This window comes from Herminiimonas sp. GW821-FHT09C12, from assembly GCF_059416385.1.
Map to the genome: position 1 here is coordinate 1,195,800 of NZ_JBWKPC010000001.1, position 25,392 is coordinate 1,221,191.

Genomic DNA, 25,392 nt, shown 5'->3' on the forward strand with positions numbered 1-25,392 from the left:
ACTTCTTCTCGATACTAAAGTGATGCCATGTCTGACAACTCCGATAGCAACTTGCCACCTGTTAAACCTCCATCTTCCGACGCTGCATTAGATCCAGTTGCACCAGATCCAGCTTCTCCGCCGACAACGCCTGCTGTCGAGCCGCAAATAGCGCCTCTGCCTCCTGCCATTAATTTCGCTACCAAGCCGGATTTTGGCAAGCACAGTACGCCTGCTTATCAAATGCCTGACGATACGCCGTGGAAGCAAACCTGGCGTATTTTCCAGGCGCGTCTGCAAAGTTTGTCCGAGCAAGTAGGGCGGCGTTTGACGCAACGCACGCTGAAGATCGGTGTCTCTGCGCGTATTTTTCATCCGGAAAGTGGCGCCAAGGGTTTGCAGGGAAAAACCTTGCAATACCTTGAAGAGTCGATTGCACAATGGGTGATGTCGCGCGATGTCTTGGTGTTGATGATCCCAACCGTCAATACGAACGGTCTTTTGCATCCAAGCAAAATTCGCTTGCGCGATTACGCCAAGCATCTGGATGGCTTGGTGTTGCAAGGCGGGGCTGACGTTGCGCCGCAGACTTACTCCCAAACGGCGACACGTCCGGAGTGGAGTGGTGACAGTTCGCGGGATATGTATGAATTGGAGTTGCTGCACGAATTCATTGAAGCGGGTAAGCCAGTATTGGGCATATGCCGTGGTTGCCAGTTAATCAATGTTGCCTTTGGCGGTACCTTGTACCAAGACATCGCAACCGATGTGCCGACTGCAATGCCGCACGTTAACGACTTGTACGATAGTCATCGCCATGCCATCCAGTTTCCACCCGGATCTTCGTTGGCGTCTCTTTTCCAGGGGCAGACTGCGCCTTTGGTTAACTCGATTCATCATCAAGCCGTGCGTGATTTGGGGCGCGATCTGATGATCGAGGCGACATCGGCGACTGACAATATTGTCGAAGCGGTACGTTATACGAAAGCCCGCTTTGTCATGGGTTTGCAATGGCATCCGGAATTCCATCGTGCAGGTGGTTCGGAGCTGCTCGATTGCACACCGATACTCGATAATTTCCTCCGCGCGGCGCGAGAAACGCGCTTCTAATCTTCGTTTTGTGTATTCGGCATGAAAAAAGAACGAATAATTTGAAAAAATTAGTCGAAGAATCGTTGCAAGTTGTTGACAAGGGAGGTCGACTCCCCTATAGTTTGGGGTTCCCCGCGGAGGGGTGGCCGAGTGGTTAATGGCAGCAGACTGTAAATCTGCCTTCTTACGAATACGCTGGTTCGAATCCAGCCCCCTCCACCAAGTTTTTAGCAGTACAAGAACAAAAGAAGTGAGTTGTGTAGTGGTGACCCTCGCGGGTGTAGCTCAATGGTAGAGCTGAAGCCTTCCAAGCTTATGACGAGGGTTCGATTCCCTTCACCCGCTCCAGTTTTTAAAGGTTGGACGTGCCGCAGTGGTTGGTATCGGACGGCTAGTTTGCCCTTTTAGCTCAGTGGTAGAGCACTCCCTTGGTAAGGGAGAGGCCACGTGTTCAATCCACGTAAAGGGCACCAAAGAATTCTGTTGTTCATTTTTATCGGTAAGTCGGTCGGGCGTTTGCCTGAACATTCTCATCAAAATTGTTAGGAGTCTAAGATGGCAAAAGGCAAATTCGAGCGGACCAAGCCGCACGTGAATGTGGGCACAATTGGTCACGTCGATCATGGTAAAACCACATTGACGGCAGCGATTGCGACCGTGTTGTCGAAGAAATTTGGCGGCGAAGCAAAAGCGTACGATCAAATTGACGCAGCGCCAGAAGAAAAAGCGCGCGGCATCACGATCAACACCGCACACGTCGAATACGAAACAGCAAACCGTCACTACGCCCACGTTGACTGCCCAGGCCATGCTGATTATGTTAAAAACATGATTACTGGCGCTGCACAGATGGACGGCGCGATCCTGGTTTGCTCCGCAGCAGACGGCCCAATGCCACAAACCCGCGAACACATCCTGTTGTCGCGTCAAGTTGGCGTTCCATACATCATCGTCTTCTTGAACAAAGCAGACATGGTCGATGACGCAGAATTGCTGGAATTGGTCGAAATGGAAGTGCGCGAGCTCCTCTCCAAATACGAATTCCCAGGCGACGACCTGCCGATCATCAAAGGTTCCGCCAAGTTGGCACTTGAAGGCGACACAGGTCCATTGGGCGAACAAGCAATCCTGGCGCTCGCAGAAGCCCTCGACAGCTACATCCCAACACCAGAACGCGCAGTTGACGGCGCATTCCTGTTGCCAGTAGAAGACGTATTCTCGATCTCCGGTCGCGGTACAGTTGTTACCGGTCGTATCGAACGCGGTATCGTCAAAGTTGGCGAAGCCCTCGAAATCGTTGGTATCCGTGACACCCAAGTCACCACCTGTACTGGTGTTGAAATGTTCCGCAAATTGCTCGACCAAGGTCAAGCAGGCGACAACGTTGGCGTATTGCTGCGTGGTACCAAGCGTGAAGACGTGGAACGTGGTCAAGTTTTGGCGAAGCCAGGTTCGATCAAGCCACACAAACATTTCACAGGCGAAATCTACGTTCTGTCGAAAGACGAAGGCGGTCGTCACACACCATTCTTCAACAACTACCGTCCACAGTTCTACTTCCGTACAACGGACGTAACTGGTTCGATCGAGTTGCCGAAGGATAAAGAAATGGTAATGCCAGGCGACAACGTGTCGATCACAGTCATGTTGATCAACCCGATCGCGATGGAAGAAGGTCTGCGTTTCGCTATCCGTGAAGGCGGTCGTACCGTCGGCGCTGGTGTCGTCGCTAAAATTATTGAGTAATAAATGAATGCTGCGGCGATCTCGATGTTGAGATCGCCGTTAGTGGTTCAGGTAGTGGTAGTGTAAAAACCGTAGGGGCGTAGCTCAATTGGCAGAGTGTCGGTCTCCAAAACCGAAGGTTGGGGGTTCGAGGCCCTCCGCCCCTGCCACCGATTCTGGTGCAGGGCATCGAAAGTAAAGTGTAATGGCTAATCAACCCGTAGAAACTGTTGGCGCGTCAGGCGATAAGATCAAGATCGTTTTGGCGATTCTTGCCGCGATCGCGGGCGTAGTCGGATTCTATTTTTTGTCGGATAAGGCAACGACAGTTCGTGTTGCAGCATTGGTTGGTGGTTTGCTTGTGGCAATTGCGATTGCATGGACATCTGCATCGGGTCGCGACTTCCTCAATTTTTCAAAAGAAGCAGTTCGCGAGACCAAAAAAGTAGTTTGGCCAACACGTAAAGAAGCATTGCAGATGACCGCAATTGTTTTTGGTTTCGTTTTGGTCATGGCGCTTTTCCTGTGGGGTACGGATAAGTTACTCGAAGTTGTGCTGTACGACCTGATTTTGGGCTGGAAAAGATAATGAGCGACAATATTCAGGATGATGCGCAAGACGGTGCGCCAAGTGCCGCCGCTGCAGCAGCTTCCACTAGTAAGAAACGTTGGTATGTCGTGCACGCCTATTCCGGTATGGAAAAGAGCGTGCAACGTGCGTTAATAGAGCGTGCAACGCGCGCCGGCATGGAAGACAAGTTTGGGCAAATTCTGGTGCCTACCGAAGAAGTGATCGAAGTCAAAAACGGTCAAAAATCGGTTAGTGAGCGCCGCTTTTTCCCGGGTTATGTTCTCGTCGAAATGGAAATGACCGACGAAACATGGCATCTGGTCAAGAATACGAACAAAGTAACCGGTTTTATCGGTGGCAAGTCAAACAAGCCAACTCCGATTCCGCCGCACGAAGTCGACAAGATCATGCAGCAAATGCAGGATGGCGTCGAAAAACCGCGTCCAAAAGTATTGTACGAAGTGGGCGAGCTGGTGCGTATCAAGGATGGTCCGTTCACCGATTTCAACGGCAATGTCGAAGAAGTCAATTACGAGAAGTCCAAGGTTCGCGTATCGGTAACGATCTTCGGTCGTGCTACACCGGTAGAGCTGGAATTCGGTCAAGTCGAAAAAGTCTGATTCTGTAAAGCATTAACGCACTCCGAAGCGTCTGAGACGTCAAGTTTCAGGAATTCGGAAGCAGTAAAAAGAGGAGCCACAGTAATAAGCCGCAAGGCAAGTGAACAGGCGCTACCACTCAATCAATGTAGGAGCCATCATGGCAAAGAAAATCATTGGTTTTATCAAGCTGCAAGTTCCAGCTGGTAAAGCAAACCCATCCCCACCAATCGGACCTGCTTTGGGTCAACGTGGTCTGAACATCATGGAATTCTGCAAAGCGTTTAACGCGCAGACTCAAGGTGTTGAGCCAGGTATGCCAATTCCGGTTGTGATCACCGCGTTTGCGGACAAGTCTTTCACTTTCGTGATGAAGACTCCTCCAGCAACGTACCTGATCAAAAAAGCAGCAAACCTGACCAAAGGTTCGGCTAAGCCACATACCGACAAAGTCGGCAAGATCACACGTGCACAAGCTGAAGAAATCGCTACAACTAAACGGCCGGATTTGACGGCTGCCGACATGGATGCAGCTGTGCGTACTATCGCCGGTTCCGCACGTTCCATGGGCATCACGGTGGAGGGTCTGTAATGGCTAAGTTATCGAAACGCGTTAAAGCATTTAAAGCAAAAGTTGACCGTACCAAAGCGTACCCATTCGACAATGCACTGGCTTTGATCAAAGAATGCGCATCCGCCAAATTTAACGAATCGATCGACGTATCGGTTCAATTGGGTGTTGATGCCAAGAAATCCGACCAAGTTGTTCGTGGTTCCGTAGTTTTGCCAGCTGGTACCGGTAAATCGGTCCGCGTTGCAGTATTTGCAACTGGCGAAAAAGCAGAGCAAGCGAAAGCAGCTGGTGCTGATATCGTTGGTATGGAAGATCTGGCTGAGCAAATCAAAGCCGGCAACATGCCTTTCGACATCGTCATCGCATCGCCAGATACCATGCGTATTGTTGGTACCTTGGGTCAAATCCTCGGCCCACGCGGCATGATGCCTAACCCTAAAGTTGGCACTGTTACACCTGACGTAGCGACTGCAGTTAAAAATGCAAAAGCTGGTCAAGTGCAATACCGTACCGACAAGGCTGGCATTATCCACGCAACCATCGGTCGTAAATCATTTACCGACGAAGCACTCAAATCCAACTTGTTGGCTTTGATTGATGCGTTGACCAAAGCTAAGCCAGCGACCAGCAAAGGTGTTTACCTGCGTAAAGTTTCGCTGTCGTCAACGATGGGCGCTGGTGTGCGCGTCGATCAAACGACTCTGGCTGCTTAAGTTATTGAATTAAGTCCCATCGCCAATTTGGCGGTGGGCGCATCTTTGGGCTGGACCTGATTCGGCAGTATTGAAGAAGGTTCAGGCAATCAAAGACCGTTGGGCGGCGTGCATGTAAGTTGTGTGCAAAGTTAAATGTGGAATCGGCAACGATCTCATACCCAACGCAGATGGTGAACCCGAACAAGTTTTGTAGTCTCTCGCTGGCTTGCCAGTACTGAACTCCTAACTTCGGACGCCGTGTTCGAACCGATGTGAGGCAAGCAATCAATGACGATTGTGTATGTGCTGAACATCATTTTTGGAGGTTGATCTTGAGTCTCAATCTGAATGACAAAAAGGCCGTAGTCGCCGAAATCTCTGCCAAAGTTGCATCGGCACAGACCATCGTCGTGGCCGAATACCGTGGCATCCAGGTTGGTCACTTGACACAACTGCGCGCCAAAGCGCGGGACCAAGGTGTGTACTTGCGCGTATTGAAAAATACGCTGGCACGTCGCGCTGTTGAAGGTACCGCATTTGCCGACCTCGCTTCAGCAATGACCGGTCCGTTGATCTATTCGATCTCGGATGATGCCGTTGCAGCAGCAAAAGTCATCAATGACTTTGCTAAAACCAACGACAAATTGGTTGTTAAAGCAGGTAACTACGCAGGCAAGTCGCTTGATAAAGCGGCTGTTGCAGCGTTGGCAAATATTCCTAGCCGTGAAGTCCTGCTGGCCCAAGTCTTGGGCATGATGCTGGTTCCGGTTGCGAGCTTTACGCGTGGTCTGGCTGCTCTTGCTGCACAAAAAGCTGAAGGCCAAGCGCCTGCAGCTGCAGCAGAACCAGCTGCCGAAGCGACCGAAGCAGCAGCGGAATAATAGGTTGCCGCAGAGATGCGGCCCTGCGCTCTTGTTTCGACGTTTCGCGTCAGTACCAATCAGATGTAATTATTGAAAAAAATTTAGGAGTTTCAAATGGCAATTAGCAAAGACGACATCCTGGAAGCCGTAGGCAACCTGACAGTTTTGGAATTGAATGACTTGGTTAAAGCATTCGAAGAAAAATTCGGCGTATCCGCTGCTGCAATGGCTGCTCCAGCAGCTGGCGGCGCAGCTGGTGGCGCTGCAGCTGAAGAGCAAACCGAATTCACAGTTATCCTGGCTGATTTCGGCGCGAACAAAGTTGGCGTAATTAAAGCAGTTCGTGAAATCACCGGTCTGGGCTTGAAAGAAGCTAAAGATCTGGTTGATGGCGCACCGAAACCTTTGAAAGAAGGCGTTTCGAAAGCGGATGCAGAAGCAGCGAAGAAAAAACTGGAAGAAGCTGGCGCAAAAGCAGAAATCAAGTAATTTCGATTTGCCCGCGCTACTTTACAGCGCTCGAGTCAAAGCACGAAACCTCCCGAAAGGGCGGTTCGGCTTTGGCTCCTTTGTCGTTCTTGATTTTATGTAGCTAAAGGCAGGCTTGGTTGACTTCATGTAATCTTGTCAGCATTTGGTTGTTAAAGGGCAGAGACTTGAGGTTTCAATGTTTCGAATTGTGTTGTTGCAATTCGGCAATGCAGCCTGAATCCTGAATTCTCTATCCTTCCCTGTCACTCACGGAGTGTCCATGCACTACTCATTTACTGAGAAAAAGCGCATTCGCAAATCATTCGCGAAACGCGCTAACGTTCACAACGTTCCGTTCCTGCTGGCGACCCAGCTCGAGTCTTACCACGGCTTTTTGCAAGAAGACAGAATACCGTCCCAACGCAAAAACGAAGGCTTGCAATCTGCCTTTACGTCGATTTTCCCTATCGTTTCGCACAATGGTTTTGCGCGCCTCGAATTCTTGTCATATGTGCTCGGCGATCCGCCGTTCAACATTAAAGAATGCCAACAACGTGGATTGACCTACGCGTCACCTCTGCGTGCCAAAGTTCGTCTGGTGATCCTGGATAAGGAATCGCCAACCAAGCCTGTCGTTAAAGAAATGAAAGAACAAGAAGTCTACATGGGCGAATTGCCTTTGATGACCTCGACTGGTTCTTTCGTGATTAACGGTACAGAGCGCGTTATCGTGTCGCAGTTGCATCGTTCGCCAGGCGTGTTCTTTGAACATGATCGCGGCAAGACACACTCGTCCGGTAAATTGCTGTTCTCCGCACGTATCATTCCTTACCGCGGTTCATGGCTGGACTACGAATTCGATCCGAAAGACATCCTGTTCTTCCGCGTCGATCGTCGCCGCAAGATGCCTGTCACGATCCTGTTGAAGGCTATCGGCATGACGCCGGAACAAATCCTCGAAAACTTCTTCGTTTTCGATGATTTCGCATTGCATTCGGATGGTGCCGAGATGGCATTCGTGCCAGAACGCCTGCGCGGTGAAGTCGCTCGTTTCGACATCACTGACAAAGCCGGTAAAGTATTGGTCGCAAAAGACAAACGTATTAACAGCAAGCACGTCCGCGACGTGGAAGCTGCTGGTATCAAGAATATTTCGGTTCCGGAAGACTATCTGCTGGGCCGTATTCTGGCGAAAAACATCGTTGATAAAGAAACTGGCGAAGTCATTGCCAGCGCCAACGATGAATTGACAGAAGACCTGTTGGCGCGCCTGCGCGAAGGTAAAGTTACCAACATCCAAACGTTGTACACCAACGATCTGGATCAAGGCGGCTACATCTCGCAAACGCTGCGTATGGATGACACCAACGATCAGATGGCGGCAAAAGTCGCTATCTATCGCATGATGCGTCCAGGCGAACCGCCAACCGAAGATTCAGTTGAAGCATTGTTCAACGGCTTGTTCTACAACGCAGATCGTTACGATTTGTCGGCTGTCGGCCGTATGAAATTCAACCGTCGTATCGGTCGTGATGAATTGACCGGCACCATGACACTGTCGAACGAAGACGTGTTGGCTGTGATCAAGATTCTGGTTGAGTTGCGCAATGGTCGCGGCGAAGTCGATGATATCGATCACTTGGGTAACCGTCGCGTACGTTGCGTCGGTGAATTGGCTGAGAACCAGTTCCGTGCTGGTTTGGTTCGTGTTGAGCGCGCTGTCAAAGAACGTCTCGGCCAAGCCGAAGCCGACAACCTGATGCCGCATGACTTGATCAACTCCAAGCCGATTTCGGCTGCGATCCGTGAATTCTTCGGTTCGTCGCAGTTGTCGCAGTTTATGGATCAAACCAATCCATTGTCGGAAATCACGCACAAACGTCGTATTTCTGCACTTGGACCTGGTGGTTTGACACGTGAACGTGCCGGCTTTGAGGTTCGTGACGTACATCCGACTCACTACGGTCGTGTGTGCCCAATCGAAACACCGGAAGGTCCGAACATTGGTTTGATCAACTCGCTGGCTATGTATGCTCGCTTGAACGAATACGGTTTCCTCGAAACCCCATATCGTAAAGTTGAAGGCAGCAAAGTCACGACTCAGATCGACTATTTGTCCGCAATTGAAGAAGGCCGTTACATCATCGCTCAGGCGAATGCGACGATCGACAAAGCGGGTATGTTGTCCGATGAGCTGGTTTCCGCACGTGAAGCTGGTGAAACGATTCTGGTATCGCCAGAACGTGTCCAGTACATGGACGTGGCAACAGGGCAGGTTGTTTCGGTCGCTGCTTCGCTGATTCCGTTCCTCGAACACGATGATGCGAACCGCGCATTGATGGGTGCCAACATGCAACGTCAGGCTGTTCCTTGCCTGCGTCCAGAAAAAGCATTGGTTGGTACTGGTATCGAACGTACGGTTGCAGTCGATTCGGGTACAACTGTTCAGGCATTGCGTGGCGGTATCGTTGATTACATCGATGCAGGCCGCGTCGTAATTCGCGTCAATGACGACGAAGCACAAGCTGGTGAAGTCGGTGTTGATATCTACAACCTGATCAAGTACACCCGTTCGAACCAAAACACGAACATCAATCAACGTCCTATCGTGCAAGTTGGCGATCGCGTTGCTAAACATGACGTTATCGCCGACGGCGCATCGACTGACTTGGGCGAACTCGCTCTGGGTCAAAACATGCTGATCGCGTTTATGCCATGGAACGGTTACAACTTCGAAGATTCGATTCTGATCTCTGAAAAAGTTGTGGCTGATGACCGTTACACCTCGATTCACATCGAAGAGTTGTCGGTTGTTGCACGTGACACCAAGCTGGGTGCCGAAGAAATCACACGTGATATCTCGAACCTGGCTGAGAACCAACTGGCGCGTCTGGATGAATCCGGTATCGTCTACATCGGTGCAGAAGTGACCGCTGGCGACACATTGGTCGGTAAAGTAACGCCTAAAGGCGAAACACAACTGACCCCGGAAGAAAAACTGCTGCGCGCGATTTTCGGCGAAAAAGCATCCGACGTAAAAGATACATCGTTGCGTGTACCGTCCGGCATGGTCGGCACCGTAATCGACGTGCAAGTGTTTACGCGTGAAGGTATTCCACGCGACAAACGTGCACAACAGATTATCGACGACGAACTGCAACGCTATCGTTTGGATTTGAACGATCAGCTGCGTATCGTTGAAGGCGATGCATTCCAGCGTCTGGAAAAAATGTTGATCGGCAAAGTCGTCAACGGCGGTCCTAAGAAAATCGCTAAAGGCGCGAAAATCACTAAAGAGTATTTGGACGATCTGGACAAATACCACTGGTTCGATATTCGCCCTGCAGACGACACATCGGCAAATGCTTTGGAAGCCATCAAGGAATCCATCGCTGAAAAACGCCACCAGTTCGATCTGGCATTTGAAGAAAAACGCAAGAAACTGACGCAAGGCGACGAATTGCCGCCAGGCGTACAGAAGATGGTCAAAGTGTATCTGGCAGTCAAACGTCGCCTGCAACCTGGCGACAAGATGGCGGGTCGTCACGGTAACAAAGGTGTGGTTTCACGCATCTTGCCTATCGAAGACATGCCGCACATGGCTGACGGTACACCAGCAGACGTCGTGCTGAACCCATTGGGTGTTCCATCGCGTATGAACGTTGGTCAGGTGTTGGAAGTTCACTTGGGCTGGGCAGCTAAAGGTCTGGGCTTGCGTATTGGCGAAATGCTGACTGCACAAGTACAAATTGCTGAACTGCGCAAATTCCTGGCTGCGATTTATAACGAGTCCGGCAAAACGGAAGACCTCGATAGTTTCAGCGATGCAGAAATCCTGGAATTGGCGGGTAACCTGAAAAACGGCGTGCCGTTCGCAACACCAGTGTTTGACGGTGCGGATGAATCCGAAACCCGTCGCATGCTGGATCTGGCTTACCCAGATCACATTGCGAAGCAATTGGGCATGACCGCTTCCAAGAACCAGGTCACGATGTATGACGGTCGTACCGGTGAAGCGTTTGAGCGTTCAGTAACCGTCGGTTACATGCACTACCTCAAACTGCATCACTTGGTTGATGACAAGATGCATGCTCGTTCGACCGGTCCTTACTCGCTGGTTACGCAGCAACCACTGGGCGGTAAAGCTCAGTTCGGTGGCCAGCGTTTCGGTGAGATGGAAGTCTGGGCACTGGAAGCATACGGCGCGTCTTACGTCTTGCAAGAGATGTTGACCGTCAAGTCCGATGACGTGAATGGTCGTACCAAAGTGTACGAAAATCTCGTCAAGGGCGACCACGTCATCGACGCTGGCATGCCGGAATCCTTTAACGTTCTCGTCAAGGAAATCCGCTCACTGGGTATCGATATCGACCTGGAACGCGACTGATGTAAAGCAAGGGAGGAAGGGCATGGCGTCCTTTCTCCCTTTGCCGCTTGAAATTTAGTATTGAAGTAAAAGTAGTCAGTAAAAAATAGTAAGAACGAAAATAGCAGTTTTTGGAAGTGTCGTCTGTCCCGGTATGCGCGGAACTTAGCTCGCGAAGCTTAGCTCTCCCGCCCATGCGAACAGGGTTTAAAGCAGCGCCGGCACAACCGTCTCATCATCAAGCGTTTTTTCACGCCAACTGGAGTGATACATGAAAGCACTGCTCGATCTATTCAAGCAAGTTCAGCAAAATGAACAATTCGACGCGATCAAAATTGGTCTGGCGTCTCCTGAAAAAATCCGTTCGTGGTCCTACGGCGAAGTAAAAAAGCCGGAAACCATCAACTATCGTACTTTCAAGCCTGAACGTGATGGCTTGTTTTGCGCAAAAATCTTTGGCCCTATCAAAGATTACGAATGCCTTTGCGGTAAATACAAACGCCTGAAACATCGCGGCGTTATCTGCGAAAAGTGCGGCGTTGAAGTTACGCTGGCTAAAGTGCGTCGTGAACGCATGGGCCACATCGAGTTGGCATCGCCAACCGCGCACATCTGGTTCCTGAAATCGCTGCCATCCCGTCTGGGTATGGTGCTCGATATGACCTTACGGGATATCGAACGCGTATTGTATTTCGAAGCCTACGTTGTGACCGATCCAGGCATGACTCCGCTGAAAAAATGCCAGATCATGTCGGAAGACGACTACGCAGCTAAATATGAAGAATTCGGCGACGACTTCACCGCATTCATGGGTGCCGAAGGTATCCGTGAATTGCTGCGCGCTATCGACATCGATCGCGATGCTGAAATGCTGCGCCAGGAATTGAAAGATTCCAAATCCGAAGCCAAGATCAAAAAATACGCTAAGCGCCTGAAAGTGCTGGAAGCGTTCCAACGTTCGGGCATCAAGCCTGACTGGATGATCATGGAAGTGTTGCCAGTATTGCCGCCAGAACTGCGCCCATTGGTGCCGCTGGATGGTGGTCGCTTCGCAACTTCCGATCTGAACGATCTGTATCGCCGCGTTATCAACCGTAACAACCGTTTGAAGCGTCTGATGGAACTCCGCGCGCCGGAAATCATCACCCGCAACGAAAAACGTATGTTGCAAGAAGCGGTCGATTCGCTGCTGGACAACGGCCGTCGCGGTAAAGCGATGACTGGCGCCAACAAGCGTCCGCTGAAATCGCTGGCAGAAATGATCAAAGGCAAGGGCGGTCGTTTCCGTCAAAACTTGCTGGGCAAACGCGTCGATTACTCGGGTCGTTCCGTTATCGTCGTGGGCCCACAACTGAAATTGCATCAATGCGGCTTGCCAAAATTGATGGCGTTGGAACTGTTCAAACCATTCATTTTCAACAAGCTTGAATTAATGGGCTTGGCGACAACGATCAAGGCTGCGAAAAAACTGGTTGAGATCCAAGAACCAGTCGTGTGGGACATCCTGGAAGACGTGATTCGTGAACATCCGGTCATGTTGAACCGTGCGCCTACCTTGCACCGTTTGGGTATCCAAGCGTTTGAACCAGTCCTGATCGAAGGTAAAGCAATTCAATTGCACCCGCTGGTTTGTGCCGCATTTAACGCCGACTTTGACGGCGATCAAATGGCGGTTCACGTTCCATTGTCGATCGAAGCACAGATGGAAGCACGCACATTGATGCTGTCTTCGAACAACATCTTGTTCCCATCGAACGGCGAACCATCGATCGTTCCTTCGCAAGATATCGTGTTGGGTCTGTACTACGCGAGTCGCGAAGCGATCAACGCCAAAGGCGAAGGCATGATCTTCCCGGACGTGTCCGAAGTCATCCGCGCCTACGACAACAAAATGGTTGAGCTGGCAACGCGTATTACTGTTCGTATCACCGAGTATCCAAAAAATGTGGAAACCGGCGAATTCGAAAAAACAGTTACTCGTTACGAAACCACAGTCGGTCGTGCAATTCTGTCCGAAATTCTGCCTAAAGGCCTGCCGTTCTCTGTTCTGAACCGCGCGCTGAAGAAGAAAGAAATTTCGCGTCTGATCAACTTGTCCTTCCGTAAGTGCGGTCTGCGCGCAACGGTCGTGTTTGCTGATCAATTGTTGCAATCAGGTTTCCGCTTGGCGACACGTGCCGGTATCTCGATTTGCGTCGATGACATGCTAGTACCGAAAGAAAAAGTCAACATCATTGCGACGGCTGAAGGTGAAGTTAAACAGATCGAACAGCAATACTCGTCCGGTCTGGTTACTGCTGGCGAACGTTACAACAAAGTGGTTGATATCTGGGGCAAAGCAGGCGATGACGTCGGCAAGGCCATGATGGATCAACTCAAAGTTGAAGACGTCACCAAACGCGACGGCACCAAAACTACACAAGAATCGTTCAACGCGATTTACATGATGGCCGATTCCGGTGCGCGCGGTTCCGCAGCACAGATTCGTCAGCTGGCCGGTATGCGTGGTCTGATGGCGAAACCGGATGGTTCCATTATTGAAACGCCGATCACCGCGAACTTCCGCGAAGGTCTGAACGTTTTGCAGTACTTCATCTCGACTCACGGTGCACGTAAAGGTCTGGCCGATACCGCTCTGAAAACAGCGAACTCGGGTTACCTGACACGTCGTCTGGTTGACGTAACGCAAGATCTGGTTGTGATTGAGGATGATTGCGGTACGACAAACGGCGCATCGATGAAAGCGCTGGTTGAGGGTGGTGAAGTTATTGAAGCCTTGCGTGACCGTATCCTCGGCCGCGTAGCGACTAACGACATCGTTAATCCTGAAACACAAGCAACCCTGTACGCGGCTGGCACATTGCTCGACGAAGACATGGTTGAAGAAATCGAACGCCTTGGCATCGATGAAGTAAAAGTACGTACACCATTGACTTGCGATACACGCTTCGGCCTGTGCGCAATGTGCTATGGCCGTGACTTGGGTCGCGGTTCGATGGTCAATGCCGGTGAAGCAGTGGGTGTTATCGCTGCACAATCGATCGGTGAGCCAGGTACTCAGTTGACGATGCGTACCTTCCACATTGGTGGTGCAGCGTCGCGTGCGGCAGTTGCTTCGTCGGTGGAAGCCAAATCGAACGGTACAGTTCGCTTCACAGCAACGATGCGTTACGTCACCAACGGTAAAGGCGGTCAGATCGTCATTTCCCGTTCGGGCGAAGTGCTGATTACTGATGACTACGGTCGTGAGCGTGAGCGCCATAAAGTACCGTACGGTGCGACTCTGATTGTCAAAGACGGTCTGGTCATCAAAGCCGGTACTGCATTGGCAACATGGGATCCGTTGACCCGTCCGATCATTACCGAATATACCGGTGTGGTGAAATTCGAGAACGTCGAAGAAGGTTCGACCGTTGCACGTCAGATCGATGAAGTTACCGGTCTGTCGACTCTGGTTGTTATCGATGCAAAACGTCGTGGTTCGGTTACCAAAACGTTGCGTCCACAGGTCAAACTGTTGAACGAACAAGGCGAAGAAGTGAAAATCGCCGGTACCGAGCACGCAGTGACGATCGGCTTCCAAGTCGGTGCGCTGATTACTGTTAAAGACGGCCAGCAAGTTACCGTCGGCGAAGTATTGGCACGTATCCCGACCGAATCGCAAAAAACACGTGACATCACCGGTGGTCTGCCGCGTGTTGCCGAATTGTTCGAAGCGCGTTCGCCGAAAGATGCCGGCATGCTGGCAGAAGTCACCGGTACGGTTGCGTTCGGTAAAGAAACCAAAGGTAAGCAACGTCTGGAAATCACAGACATGGACGGCAACAAGCACGAGTTCTTGATCACCAAGGACAAGCAAGTGCTGGTACATGACGGCCAGGTTGTGAACAAAGGCGAGATGATTGTTGACGGCCCAGCTGATCCACAAGACATTCTGCGTTTGTTGGGTATCGAAGCGCTGGCACGTTACATCGTCGACGAAGTTCAAGACGTGTACCGTTTGCAAGGCGTGAAGATCAACGACAAGCACATCGAAGTCATCGTGCGTCAGATGTTGCGTCGTGTTCAAGTGGTTGATGCTGGCGATGCAAATTACATCGTGGGCGAACAAGTTGAACGTTCGGAACTGTTGGATGAAAACGATCGCGTGATTGCAGCGGGCAAGATTCCTGCAACCTACGAAAACGTATTGCTGGGTATTACCAAAGCATCGTTGTCGACCGATTCCTTCATCTCGGCTGCTTCGTTCCAGGAAACAACTCGTGTCCTTACCGAAGCTGCGATCATGGGCAAACGCGATGGTCTGCGTGGCTTGAAAGAAAACGTGATCGTTGGTCGTTTGATCCCTGCTGGTACCGGTTTGGCATTCCACCGTGCTCGCAAGGAAAAAGAATCGTGGGAAGCAGAAGAGCGTACAGCTCTGTTGCAATCCGAGAAAGCTGCTCGCGCAGCGGAAGCGGAAGCGCAATTTGCTGACGTTTCAAGCACCCCGGATAGCGATACCGACGCTTCGTAATTCAAGCTGTAGTTCAAGCATCTAACGGCATCAGGAGAAATCCTGGTGCCGTTTTTTATTTGTGGCTGCTATCGCTATGAGGCCAGAGTACCGCCGATACTTTGTTGCGCTTATGCATCGTTTTTCAGAGTTTTGCAAAAACATCTCAAATAATAATGATTATCATTTGAGTATTGAGCTATGATCTGCTTCCTGATGTGTGCCGACAGGCATCATTACTAATCTCATCGCGGAACTTATACGCATAAGCATCGCGCGCAAATACTAAAAACTACGGCAGCCAGCATTACTTTCGCTAGCAACCTATCCAAAAATACAAGGAAGGGTTGTTATGAAACTATGCAAAAACAAACTCGCCCTGGCTACCGTGTTGGTCCTTCAGCAATGGCCGGTGCATCAGGCTGGTGCGCAACAGATCGCCAAACTCGACGAAATCACGGTTACCTCGACGCGCGGACTCGGCGGCGATATCAACCGTGCCGCAGCGACGGTATCAGTGGTCACAGCAGAAGAAATCGAGCAGCAGAATGCCAAGGATATAAAGGACGCATTGCGCTATGAACCGGGCGTCGAGGTGCGGCGTTCCGTCTCCCGAACCAGTGGCATCAGTGGTGCTAGCGCAACCGCCGGACGTGGCGGAAATGAGGGCATTACTATTCGCGGACTGGATGGCAATCGTGTGCTCTTGTTGGAAGATGGTGTTCCTGTACCACGTGCTTTCAGCGTCGGCACTCTCAGTGCCGGACGCGGAAGTTACCTGAATACGGATTTGTATCAGCGCATCGAAGTCTTGCGTGGTCCGGCTTCTTCCATGTACGGCAGTGATGGCTTGACCGGGGCAGTCAACTTCGTCATCAAGGATCCGCAGGATTATCTGAACATCTTCAATAAGAGCACTTACTTCTCGGTTCGTCCATCTTACGATTCAGTCGATAACAGTTTCGGGACTAGCGGTACTCTGGCCATAGGCGGTGAACGTTGGCAGGGCATGGTATTGCTGAACGCGCGCCATGGCAAAGAGACTGACAACAAAGGTGATCGCGACATCACCGGAACTAATCGCACTGCACCAGACCCGCTGACCTATGACACGCAATCAGCGCTGGGTCGGGTTGTATTCCGCGCGACTGCAAATGATGTCTTTAAGTTGACGTTGGCAACGACAGAGAATAAAACCTCCGGCAGCAGTCCGTCAGCGATTGGGCCTGCCGCTGGAAACACCCAGGTTACCGGATACCAAACCACGAGCAAGGTGCAAAGTGATCGCCTTACCTTTGCTTATGAGCGTGACGATGCAGATAACCCGATAGTGCAAAAGATCCGTGCCAATGTGTTCTATCGCGATGCCAACACAAATCAATATACGTTTGAAAGCGGTACCGGTGCCACGCGTCCGCGTTTCCGTGACGTGACCTACAAAGATCAGGCTGTTGGCGGCGGAGTGATGGCCGAAAGCAGTTTTAATGTCGGTAGTATCAAGAACCAGCTGGTGTATGGACTGGATGTCAGCAGAAGCCAGTTAAGCCAACAAGCGACCGGAACGGGTTGGACTACATGTACCGGAACGCAATATTGCGAACTGTTTCCCAAAACGAATTACTCGATTTTCGGCGCTTACGTGCAGGATGACATACGCATAGGGAGGTTAAGTGTCATTCCGGGCTTGCGCTATGACTCCTATGAGCTCGATCCCAAGGCGAGCGCACGTTATGACGCGCAAGCCAACGCAAATGGACAGCCGGCTGCACGCAGCAAAGATAATGCACTGTCGCCGCGACTGGCATTCCTCTATGAAGTAACGCCTGCGTTTGTGCCGTATGCGCAATATGCGCGCGGATTCCGTGCGCCGTCGCCACAAGAAGTGAACTCTTACTTCAATAACGTTGGTGTTCCTGGTGGATCGTATATGCAGATTGCTAATCCGAACCTCAAAGCGGAAACCAGCAACTCGTATGAGATCGGTTTGCGCGGTAAGGTGGATCTGGCAGATAGTCGTGTGCGCTATAGCGCGGCTGCATTTGCGGGGCGCTACAAAAACTTTATCGAACTGGTCCAAATTGGCGGCAACTTCCAGGTTGCGACTCCTGCCATTAATCAATACATCAATTCTTCACGCGCCAACATTCATGGTGTGGAAGCGCGCGTTGACTGGCGCTGGAATGCCGGTTGGACATTGCGTGGTGGTTTTGCTTATACACAGGGCGACAGCATTAATCGTAATGGCGTCAAAACTGGACTGGACTCAGTTGCACCGCTGTCGGTGGTGACAGGCCTGCGTTATGAGCCGAATCAGATCTGGTTCGTACAAGGGGATCTGGTGTACGCCGCCGCTAAAAAACGTAGCGACCTTGCGAATCCTAACGTCGGCACGCAGCCCGCATTTACACCGTCTTCATTTGCGATCCTTGACGTTTTCAGCGGCTATCGCGTGAACAAAAACGTCAGCTTCAACGCAGGCATCCGCAATCTGTTTGATCGTAAATACTGGGTATGGAACGACATACGTGGTTTGGGTCTGGCGAGTACGGCTACCAATCTGGATGCCTATACCTCGCCTGGCCGCAGTTTCAATGTGAGCATGAAGATCGAGTATTAATCGCGTCATTGCGGCGACTCGTGTAGAAGCGGGTCGTCGCTTATTTTTTATAGAAAGAGAAAATAAATGAGATACACAAAACTAATGGGTGCTTTGCTGGCAATGTTGGCGCTGTCCGGAAACACAATGGCGGATGCCGACGCAGATGCGCTCAAGGCAAAGCAAGCAGCTTTGCAGGCTGAGCAGCCAGGTCTGTTTGCAAGAGACATCGCGCAAAAACTCGGTGTCAGCGAAGCGAAATTGCTGGCTGCTGATATCGGTCGTGGTGCGACGCTGCTGCGTTCAGATGTAACTACATACAAAGCCTTGTTTAATCGCATGCACGAACTGGGTCGAATCAAGGCAATTACGCGCAACGAGAATGGCGTCATCGAACGTACTGCAGTCGCGTTGCCGCCCAAGCTGGATGATAAGGGGCGCGTGATGCCGGGTAGCGGTTTCGTCGGCACCGAGATTGACCTGCGCTTCAAGATGGATAGCTGGGGTTATGCATTTGCAGTGGTTGCGCCTCGCGCTGGCGGCAGAACCAGCCGCAGCTTGCAATTCTTTGACAAGAATGGTGAGGCTATCCATAAGGTTTACCTGAATGATGAAAAAGGCGTACCGGCGTTTGACAAGCTGGTGGCCGAGTTTAAGGCCGCCGATCAAAAGCCGAACTGGACTGTTGCTGTCACTAAGCCGGCCAAGCCTTTGACCGACATGCATATCAAGGAACTGCGCAGCGCCTGGTACGAAATGACCGACGTGCACGAATTCCAGCGCCTGATCAATGACTTCGGTATTTCACGTGAGCGTGCGTTTGAGCTGATCGGTACTGACGCGGCGTACAAAATAACCGGCAAATCGGTGGAAACCCTGCTGGAGACGGCGTCCAAGCGCGAACAGCCGATCATGGTATTCGTGAGCAACTCCGGCATGGTTCAGATCTACAGTGGCCTGATCGAGAAAACCGTAGCCAAGGACGGCTGGTTCAATGTGCTGGATCCGGACTTCGACTTGCACTTGCGCCAGTCGGGCGTCGATCATGGGTGGGTGGTGCGTCGCCCGGCCAAGAGTGGAGCGATTACTTCGGTGGAATTCTATGACAGCAAAGGTGAGCAAGTTGTTAACTTTTTTTCCCGTCGCGATCAAGGCAAGGAAGAAACCAAAGTTTGGCGTGACATAGTTGCTGGTTTGGCACGTTTGCCTTAAGGATTGTGCCGCCGCACGCGTAGTAATTAAGCATCGTGTGCGGCGGCGGATGAAAACTATCCTTGACCCTTGATAATTTGGGGAATATACTCGCGAGTTCTCGATTTTAAGCTCTGCTGGGCTTAAGCGTTCTTTGATCTGCCGTGTTGTAGTTCCTTCCTGGCAATTCCTGCGCGCTTTTTCCTTCATGGTTAATCGAGCCGCGCGTTGATTTAATTCTTCCGCAATGATTCTTTAGTCCCCGGACAACCGTTTTCGGGTTCGTATTATTAATGTTGTATTAGCTGGATAGAGAGCGATGCCAACCATCAATCAACTGATTCGCCAGCCGCGTGTTTCTGCACGCGTCAAGAGCAAATCGCCGGCGCTGGAAAACAGCCCGCAAAAACGCGGCGTATGTACCCGCGTTTACACCACAACTCCAAAGAAGCCTAACTCGGCTCTGCGTAAAGTTGCCAAAGTGCGTTTGACCAACGGTTTCGAAGTAATTTCGTATATCGGCGGTGAAGGCCATAACCTGCAAGAACATAGCGTCGTGCTGTTGCGCGGCGGTCGTGTAAAAGATTTGCCGGGTGTGCGTTATCACATGGTTCGCGGCGCGTTGGATACCCAAGGTGTTAAAGACCGTAAGCAAGCACGTTCGAAGTACGGTACCAAGCGTGCAAAAGCTGGCAAGAAGTAATTAAAAGTTTTTCGCAGTCTCTGCGAAATGAGTGTCGGTCCCCAATGGGCCGAGTAAGTGGATGGTTATGATGACCTCCGCGAGTGTGCAGCAAATTTGTTGTTTGCACCTCAACTGAAGATTGAAAGGAATCGAAATGCCACGTCGTCGTGAAGTTCCCAAACGGGAAATCCTGCCAGATCCGAAGTTCGGCAATGTTGATGTTGCTAAATTCGTTAACGTTTTGATGTTGTCCGGTAAGAAATCGGTCGCAGAAAACATCATTTACGGTGCGTTTGAACACATCCAAACTAAATCCGGCAAAGATCCGCTGGAAGTGTTTACAGCCGCAATCGCGAACTGCAAACCACTGGTTGAAGTGAAATCCCGTCGTGTTGGTGGTGCTAACTACCAGGTGCCGGTTGAAGTGCGTCCAGTTCGTCGTATGGCTTTGTCCATGCGTTGGTTGCGCGAAGCTGCAAACAAACGCAGCGAAAAATCGATGCCACAACGTCTCGCTGGCGAATTGCTCGAAGCGGCTGAAAGCCGTGGCGGCGCAATGAAAAAGCGCGATGAAGTTCACCGCATGGCAGAAGCGAACAAGGCGTTCTCGCACTTCCGCTTCTAATAGATTGGTGGGCTGGTCTGTATATGCAGATGCAGTTCGCCACATGTGTAATTTGTTCGAGGCCGGGCACATTTTGGAAAAAATGGCGCTCGGTTTTGTTCATTAAAAAGAATTAGGACTAATTATGGCCCGCAAGACCCCCATTGAGCGTTACCGCAATATCGGTATCTCGGCTCACATTGATGCTGGTAAAACGACGACTACCGAGCGCGTTCTGTTCTACACAGGCGTTAACCACAAGCTGGGTGAAGTGCATGATGGCGCAGCCACCATGGACTGGATGGAACAAGAGCAAGAGCGCGGTATCACGATTACTTCCGCTGCTACCACTTGCTTCTGGAAGGGTATGGCAGGTAACTTCCCAGCGCATCACATCAACATCATTGATACCCCGGGCCACGTCGACTTCACAATTGAAGTTGAACGCTCGATGCGCGTACTTGATGGCGCCTGCATGGTTTACTGTGCAGTAGGTGGTGTGCAGCCGCAATCCGAAACAGTTTGGCGTCAAGCTAACAAGTACAAGGTCCCACGTTTGGCATTCGTCAACAAGATGGACCGTACCGGCGCAAACTTCTTCAAAGTCTACGATCAAATGCGTGCGCGTTTGAAGGCTAATCCTGTGCCTATGCAAGTGCCTATCGGTGCTGAAGATTCGTTCGAAGGCGTGATCGATCTGGTCAAGATGAAAGCAATCATCTGGGACGACGCTTCGCAAGGTATGAAGTTTGAATACGGCGACATCCCTGAGCATCTGTTGGCTGAAGCGAAAAAATGGCGTGAAAACATGGTTGAAGCCGCCGCTGAAGCATCAGAAGAACTGATGAACAAGTACCTGGAAGAAGGCGACTTGTCAGAAGCTGAAATCAAGGCAGCGATTCGTCAACGTACTATCGCCAGCGAAATCGTTCCAATGATGTGCGGCACTGCGTTTAAAAACAAAGGCGTGCAAGCTATGTTGGACGGCGTTGTTGAGTACTTGCCATCGCCGGTGGATATTCCACCAGTGCCAGGCCTGAACGAAGATGACGAACCAGTTGTGCGTAAAGCAGAAGATACCGAGAAATTCTCGGCGCTGGCATTCAAGATCGCAACCGATCCGTTTGTTGGTCAATTGTGCTTTATCCGTTGCTACTCGGGTACTTTGAATTCCGGTGATACCGTTTTCAACTCTGTTAAAGAGAAGAAAGAACGTATCGGCCGTATCGTTCAGATGCACGCGAATCAACGCGAAGAAATCAAGGAAATGTTGGCAGGCGACATCGCTGCGATCGTTGGCTTGAAAGATACAACAACAGGCGACACCCTGTGCGACGACAAAGCGATCGTTGTGCTCGAGCGCATGATTTTCCCTGAGCCGGTTATTTCTCAAGCTGTTGAGCCTAAAACCAAGGCTGACCAAGAGAAAATGGGCTTGGCTTTGAACCGTTTGGCAGCTGAAGATCCATCGTTCCGCGTGCGTACCGATGAAGAATCAGGTCAGACCATCATCGCTGGTATGGGCGAATTGCATCTGGACATTATCGTTGATCGTATGAAGCGCGAATTCGGCGTGGAAGCGACTGTTGGTAAGCCGCAAGTTGCATACCGCGAAACCATCCGTAAAGTTTGCGAAGAAATCGAAGGTAAATTCGTCAAGCAATCCGGTGGTCGTGGTCAGTACGGTCACGTGGTTCTGAAAATTGAACCGCAAGAACCAGGCAAAGGCTTCGAATTCATCGACGCAATTAAAGGCGGTACGGTTCCTCGCGAATACATCCCTGCAGTTGAAAAAGGTGTACGTGAAACATTGACCTCAGGTGTCCTCGCGGGCTACCCAGTGGTTGACGTTAAAGTCACCCTGTTCTTCGGTTCATACCATGACGTCGATTCGAATGAAAACGCGTTCCGTATGGCAGCATCGATGGCGTTCAAAGACGGTTGCCGTAAAGCCAGTCCAGTCATTCTGGAACCTATGATGGCTGTTGAAGTTGAAACACCTGAAGACTACGCTGGTACCGTGATGGGCGATTTGTCCTCACGTCGCGGTATGGTTCAAGGTATGGATGAAATCGCGGGCGGTGGCGGCAAGATCATTAAAGCCGAAGTACCTTTGTCCGAAATGTTTGGTTACTCGACATCGTTGCGTTCCGCAACACAAGGTCGCGCAACCTACTCGATGGAATTCAAGCACTACTCTGAAGCACCTAAGAACGTGATCGATGCAATCGTCACATCGAAGGCGCCTAAGTAATTATTCGTTGAAAAAAGACCAAGCGGGCAGAGCAGTTTTGCAAAGCTCCTTGGTCGATAGCAAGTAAATGTTGATGGGCCTCCCATGAGGGATGTCCTACTGTAAATAAATCGTTCTTTTTGAAGGAAGAATAAAATGGCAAAAGGCAAATTCGAGCGGACCAAGCCGCACGTGAATGTGGGCACAATTGGTCACGTCGATCATGGTAAAACCACATTGACGGCAGCGATTGCGACCGTGTTGTCGAAGAAATTTGGCGGCGAAGCAAAAGCGTACGATCAAATTGACGCAGCGCCAGAAGAAAAAGCGCGCGGCATCACGATCAACACCGCACACGTCGAATACGAAACAGCAAACCGTCACTACGCCCACGTTGACTGCCCAGGCCATGCTGATTATGTTAAAAACATGATTACTGGCGCTGCACAGATGGACGGCGCGATCCTGGTTTGCTCCGCAGCAGACGGCCCAATGCCACAAACCCGCGAACACATCCTGTTGTCGCGTCAAGTTGGCGTTCCATACATCATCGTCTTCTTGAACAAAGCAGACATGGTCGATGACGCAGAATTGCTGGAATTGGTCGAAATGGAAGTGCGCGAGCTCCTCTCCAAATACGAATTCCCAGGCGACGACCTGCCGATCATCAAAGGTTCCGCCAAGTTGGCACTTGAAGGCGACACAGGTCCATTGGGCGAACAAGCAATCCTGGCGCTCGCAGAAGCCCTCGACAGCTACATCCCAACACCAGAACGCGCAGTTGACGGCGCATTCCTGTTGCCAGTAGAAGACGTATTCTCGATCTCCGGTCGCGGTACAGTTGTTACCGGTCGTATCGAACGCGGTATCGTCAAAGTTGGCGAAGCCCTCGAAATCGTTGGTATCCGTGACACCCAAGTCACCACCTGTACTGGTGTTGAAATGTTCCGCAAATTGCTCGACCAAGGTCAAGCAGGCGACAACGTTGGCGTATTGCTGCGTGGTACCAAGCGTGAAGACGTGGAACGTGGTCAAGTTTTGGCGAAGCCAGGTTCGATCAAGCCACACAAACATTTCACAGGCGAAATCTACGTTCTGTCGAAAGACGAAGGCGGTCGTCACACACCATTCTTCAACAACTACCGTCCACAGTTCTACTTCCGTACAACGGACGTAACTGGTTCGATCGAGTTGCCGAAGGATAAAGAAATGGTAATGCCAGGCGACAACGTGTCGATCACAGTCATGTTGATCAACCCGATCGCGATGGAAGAAGGTCTGCGTTTCGCTATCCGTGAAGGCGGTCGTACCGTCGGCGCTGGTGTCGTCGCTAAAATTATTGAGTAATAAACCGACTAAGTGACAGGTAACTGTCACTTAAATATCGCCGCGAGTGCTCACCCGCTCGCGGCTCGCTCTTTTAAGGAAACAAAATGTCAACAGCACCGAAATCAGCTCCAAACCAAAAGATCCGTATTCGTCTGAAAGCATTCGACTATCGTTTGATCGATCAGTCGGCACTCGAAATCGTTGATACAGCGAAACGTACCGGCGCAGTCGTCAAGGGCCCAGTGCCACTGCCAACTCGCATTCAACGTTTTGACGTTTTGCGTTCGCCGCACGTCAACAAAACATCGCGCGATCAATTCGAAATCCGTACTCACGTTCGTCTGATGGACATCGTTGATCCAACGGACAAAACAGTTGATGCATTGATGAAACTGGATCTGCCGGCTGGCGTTGACGTAGAAATCAAGTTGCAATAATTGTAAAGATTGCTGGGTTGGGCTCGAATCATGATGTTCCGGCCCGGCAATTGAAGGCTGGGAACAACAATTCACACATTTAGGTGTTGTGGAAGTGCTGTACACCAGTTATAATCTCGGGCTTCGCTAAGGATTCCGCTTTGGAATCCTTGTGGTACTCGTAGTTTCAAATATCAGCCCCGCCCAATCGTAGGTGGGAATGGAGAAAAAATGAACCAAAACCAAGATAAAGGCCAAGGCCTGCTTGGTCGCAAGGTTGGTATGATGCGCATCTTCACGGATGACGGGGATTCAATTCCTGTGACCGTGTTGGACGTGTCTAACAATCGTGTGACGCAAATCAAAACGTCTGAAGTCGATGGTTATTCGGCTGTTCAGGTCGCCTTCGGTAGCCGTCGTGCTTCCCGTGTCAACAAAGCATCTGCTGGCCATTTCGCCAAGGCTGGTGTTGAAGCTGGCTCAGTGCTCAAAGAATTCCGCATTGCCGCTACTGCTGCTTCCGAACTGAAAGTTGGCGATGTTATCGCTGCTAGCTTGTTCGAGGTCGGTCAAAAAGTAGACGTGCAAGGTGTGTCGATCGGTAAGGGTTACGCTGGTGTTATCAAGCGTTACCACTTTGGTTCCGGTCGCGCTACCCACGGTAACTCCCGTTCGCATAATGTTCCAGGCTCCATCGGTATGGCGCAAGATCCAGGTCGTGTTTTCCCTGGTAAGCGCATGACCGGTCACTTGGGTGACGTTACTCGCACCATACAAAACCTTGAGATCGCTCGTATTGATGCTGATCGCCAGTTGTTGCTGGTTAAAGGTGCTGTTCCTGGTGCAAAAAACGGTCAGGTGATTGTTTCGCCTGCTGTTAAAGTCAAAGCAAAGAAGGGGGCTTAATC

Annotated in this window: 18 protein-coding genes and 4 tRNA genes; all 22 read left to right on the top strand. The window is 50.9% G+C overall.

Translation table 11 applies throughout. The features are described from left to right. The first annotated feature begins 27 nt into the window (after positions 1-27). The 22 genes from AC07N2_RS05640 (at position 28) to rplC (ending at position 25,390) form a co-directional block, all read left to right on the top strand. Positions 28-1,089, top strand: a complete 1,062-nt coding sequence (locus AC07N2_RS05640; protein WP_494777395.1) for a gamma-glutamyl-gamma-aminobutyrate hydrolase family protein — start codon at positions 28-30, stop codon at positions 1,087-1,089. 118 nt (positions 1,090-1,207) lie between these two features. Continuing rightward, positions 1,208-1,293: transfer RNA gene (locus AC07N2_RS05645), tRNA-Tyr, on the top strand. Between the two features lie 52 nt (positions 1,294-1,345). Next, positions 1,346-1,419: transfer RNA gene (locus AC07N2_RS05650), tRNA-Gly, on the top strand. 50 nt (positions 1,420-1,469) lie between these two features. Beyond that, positions 1,470-1,544 (top strand) — tRNA-Thr (locus tag AC07N2_RS05655). A gap of 82 nt (positions 1,545-1,626) precedes the next feature. Further along, the gene (gene tuf, locus AC07N2_RS05660) at positions 1,627-2,817 is read left to right on the top strand and encodes an elongation factor Tu (RefSeq protein WP_076593020.1); all 1,191 of its coding nucleotides are present in this window, start codon (positions 1,627-1,629) and stop codon (positions 2,815-2,817) included. Positions 2,818-2,890: 73 nt separating this feature from the next. Beyond that, a tRNA-Trp gene (locus AC07N2_RS05665) sits at positions 2,891-2,966 on the top strand. Positions 2,967-3,001: 35 nt separating this feature from the next. Next, entirely contained in the window at positions 3,002-3,385 is a 384-nt protein-coding gene (gene secE / locus AC07N2_RS05670; protein ID WP_494777396.1) for a preprotein translocase subunit SecE, read from the top strand. After that, positions 3,385-3,987 (top strand): transcription termination/antitermination protein NusG, encoded by a 603-nt coding sequence (nusG, locus tag AC07N2_RS05675; RefSeq protein WP_076593022.1) that lies wholly within the window; start codon positions 3,385-3,387, stop codon positions 3,985-3,987. Before secE ends, nusG begins: the two co-directional genes overlap by 1 nt. Before the next feature lie 139 nt (positions 3,988-4,126). Further along, positions 4,127-4,558 (top strand): 50S ribosomal protein L11, encoded by a 432-nt coding sequence (rplK, locus tag AC07N2_RS05680; RefSeq protein ID WP_076593023.1) that lies wholly within the window; start codon positions 4,127-4,129, stop codon positions 4,556-4,558. Continuing rightward, positions 4,558-5,253: a 50S ribosomal protein L1 gene (gene rplA, locus AC07N2_RS05685; RefSeq protein ID WP_076593024.1), complete on the top strand. Its 696-nt coding sequence runs from the start codon at positions 4,558-4,560 to the stop codon at positions 5,251-5,253. Before rplK ends, rplA begins: the two co-directional genes overlap by 1 nt. A 314-nt stretch (positions 5,254-5,567) precedes the next feature. Next, positions 5,568-6,116 (top strand): 50S ribosomal protein L10, encoded by a 549-nt coding sequence (gene rplJ, locus AC07N2_RS05690; protein ID WP_076593025.1) that lies wholly within the window; start codon positions 5,568-5,570, stop codon positions 6,114-6,116. Positions 6,117-6,212: 96 nt separating this feature from the next. Next, positions 6,213-6,587 carry a 50S ribosomal protein L7/L12 gene (gene rplL / locus AC07N2_RS05695; protein ID WP_076593026.1) on the top strand — a complete coding sequence of 125 codons (375 nt, stop codon included), beginning with the start codon at positions 6,213-6,215 and terminating at the stop codon, positions 6,585-6,587. Between the two features lie 262 nt (positions 6,588-6,849). Continuing rightward, a complete protein-coding gene (gene rpoB, locus AC07N2_RS05700) occupies positions 6,850-10,956 on the top strand; it encodes a DNA-directed RNA polymerase subunit beta (protein WP_494777397.1) in 4,107 nt (1,368 codons plus the stop codon). 250 nt (positions 10,957-11,206) lie between these two features. Further along, entirely contained in the window at positions 11,207-15,451 is a 4,245-nt protein-coding gene (rpoC, locus tag AC07N2_RS05705; RefSeq protein WP_494777398.1) for a DNA-directed RNA polymerase subunit beta', read from the top strand. Positions 15,452-15,782: 331 nt separating this feature from the next. Then, positions 15,783-18,047, top strand: coding sequence for a TonB-dependent hemoglobin/transferrin/lactoferrin family receptor (locus AC07N2_RS05710; RefSeq protein ID WP_494777399.1), 2,265 nt, complete (start codon positions 15,783-15,785; stop codon positions 18,045-18,047). Between the two features lie 66 nt (positions 18,048-18,113). Continuing rightward, positions 18,114-19,238 carry a hemin-degrading factor gene (locus AC07N2_RS05715; protein WP_494777400.1) on the top strand — a complete coding sequence of 375 codons (1,125 nt, stop codon included), beginning with the start codon at positions 18,114-18,116 and terminating at the stop codon, positions 19,236-19,238. A gap of 298 nt (positions 19,239-19,536) precedes the next feature. Continuing rightward, positions 19,537-19,920 (top strand): 30S ribosomal protein S12, encoded by a 384-nt coding sequence (rpsL, locus tag AC07N2_RS05720; RefSeq protein ID WP_011872533.1) that lies wholly within the window; start codon positions 19,537-19,539, stop codon positions 19,918-19,920. A 136-nt stretch (positions 19,921-20,056) separates the two neighbouring features. Continuing rightward, a complete protein-coding gene (rpsG, locus tag AC07N2_RS05725; RefSeq protein WP_012081253.1) occupies positions 20,057-20,527 on the top strand; it encodes a 30S ribosomal protein S7 in 471 nt (156 codons plus the stop codon). A 124-nt stretch (positions 20,528-20,651) separates the two neighbouring features. After that, complete coding sequence (fusA, locus tag AC07N2_RS05730; protein WP_076593031.1) at positions 20,652-22,760, top strand: elongation factor G; 2,109 nt, start codon at positions 20,652-20,654, stop codon at positions 22,758-22,760. A 135-nt stretch (positions 22,761-22,895) separates the two neighbouring features. Beyond that, positions 22,896-24,086 carry an elongation factor Tu gene (tuf, locus tag AC07N2_RS05735; protein ID WP_076593020.1) on the top strand — a complete coding sequence of 397 codons (1,191 nt, stop codon included), beginning with the start codon at positions 22,896-22,898 and terminating at the stop codon, positions 24,084-24,086. An 86-nt stretch (positions 24,087-24,172) separates the two neighbouring features. Continuing rightward, entirely contained in the window at positions 24,173-24,505 is a 333-nt protein-coding gene (gene rpsJ / locus AC07N2_RS05740; RefSeq protein ID WP_012081250.1) for a 30S ribosomal protein S10, read from the top strand. 210 nt (positions 24,506-24,715) lie between these two features. After that, complete coding sequence (rplC, locus tag AC07N2_RS05745; RefSeq protein WP_076593032.1) at positions 24,716-25,390, top strand: 50S ribosomal protein L3; 675 nt, start codon at positions 24,716-24,718, stop codon at positions 25,388-25,390. Positions 25,391-25,392: the final 2 nt, after the last annotated feature.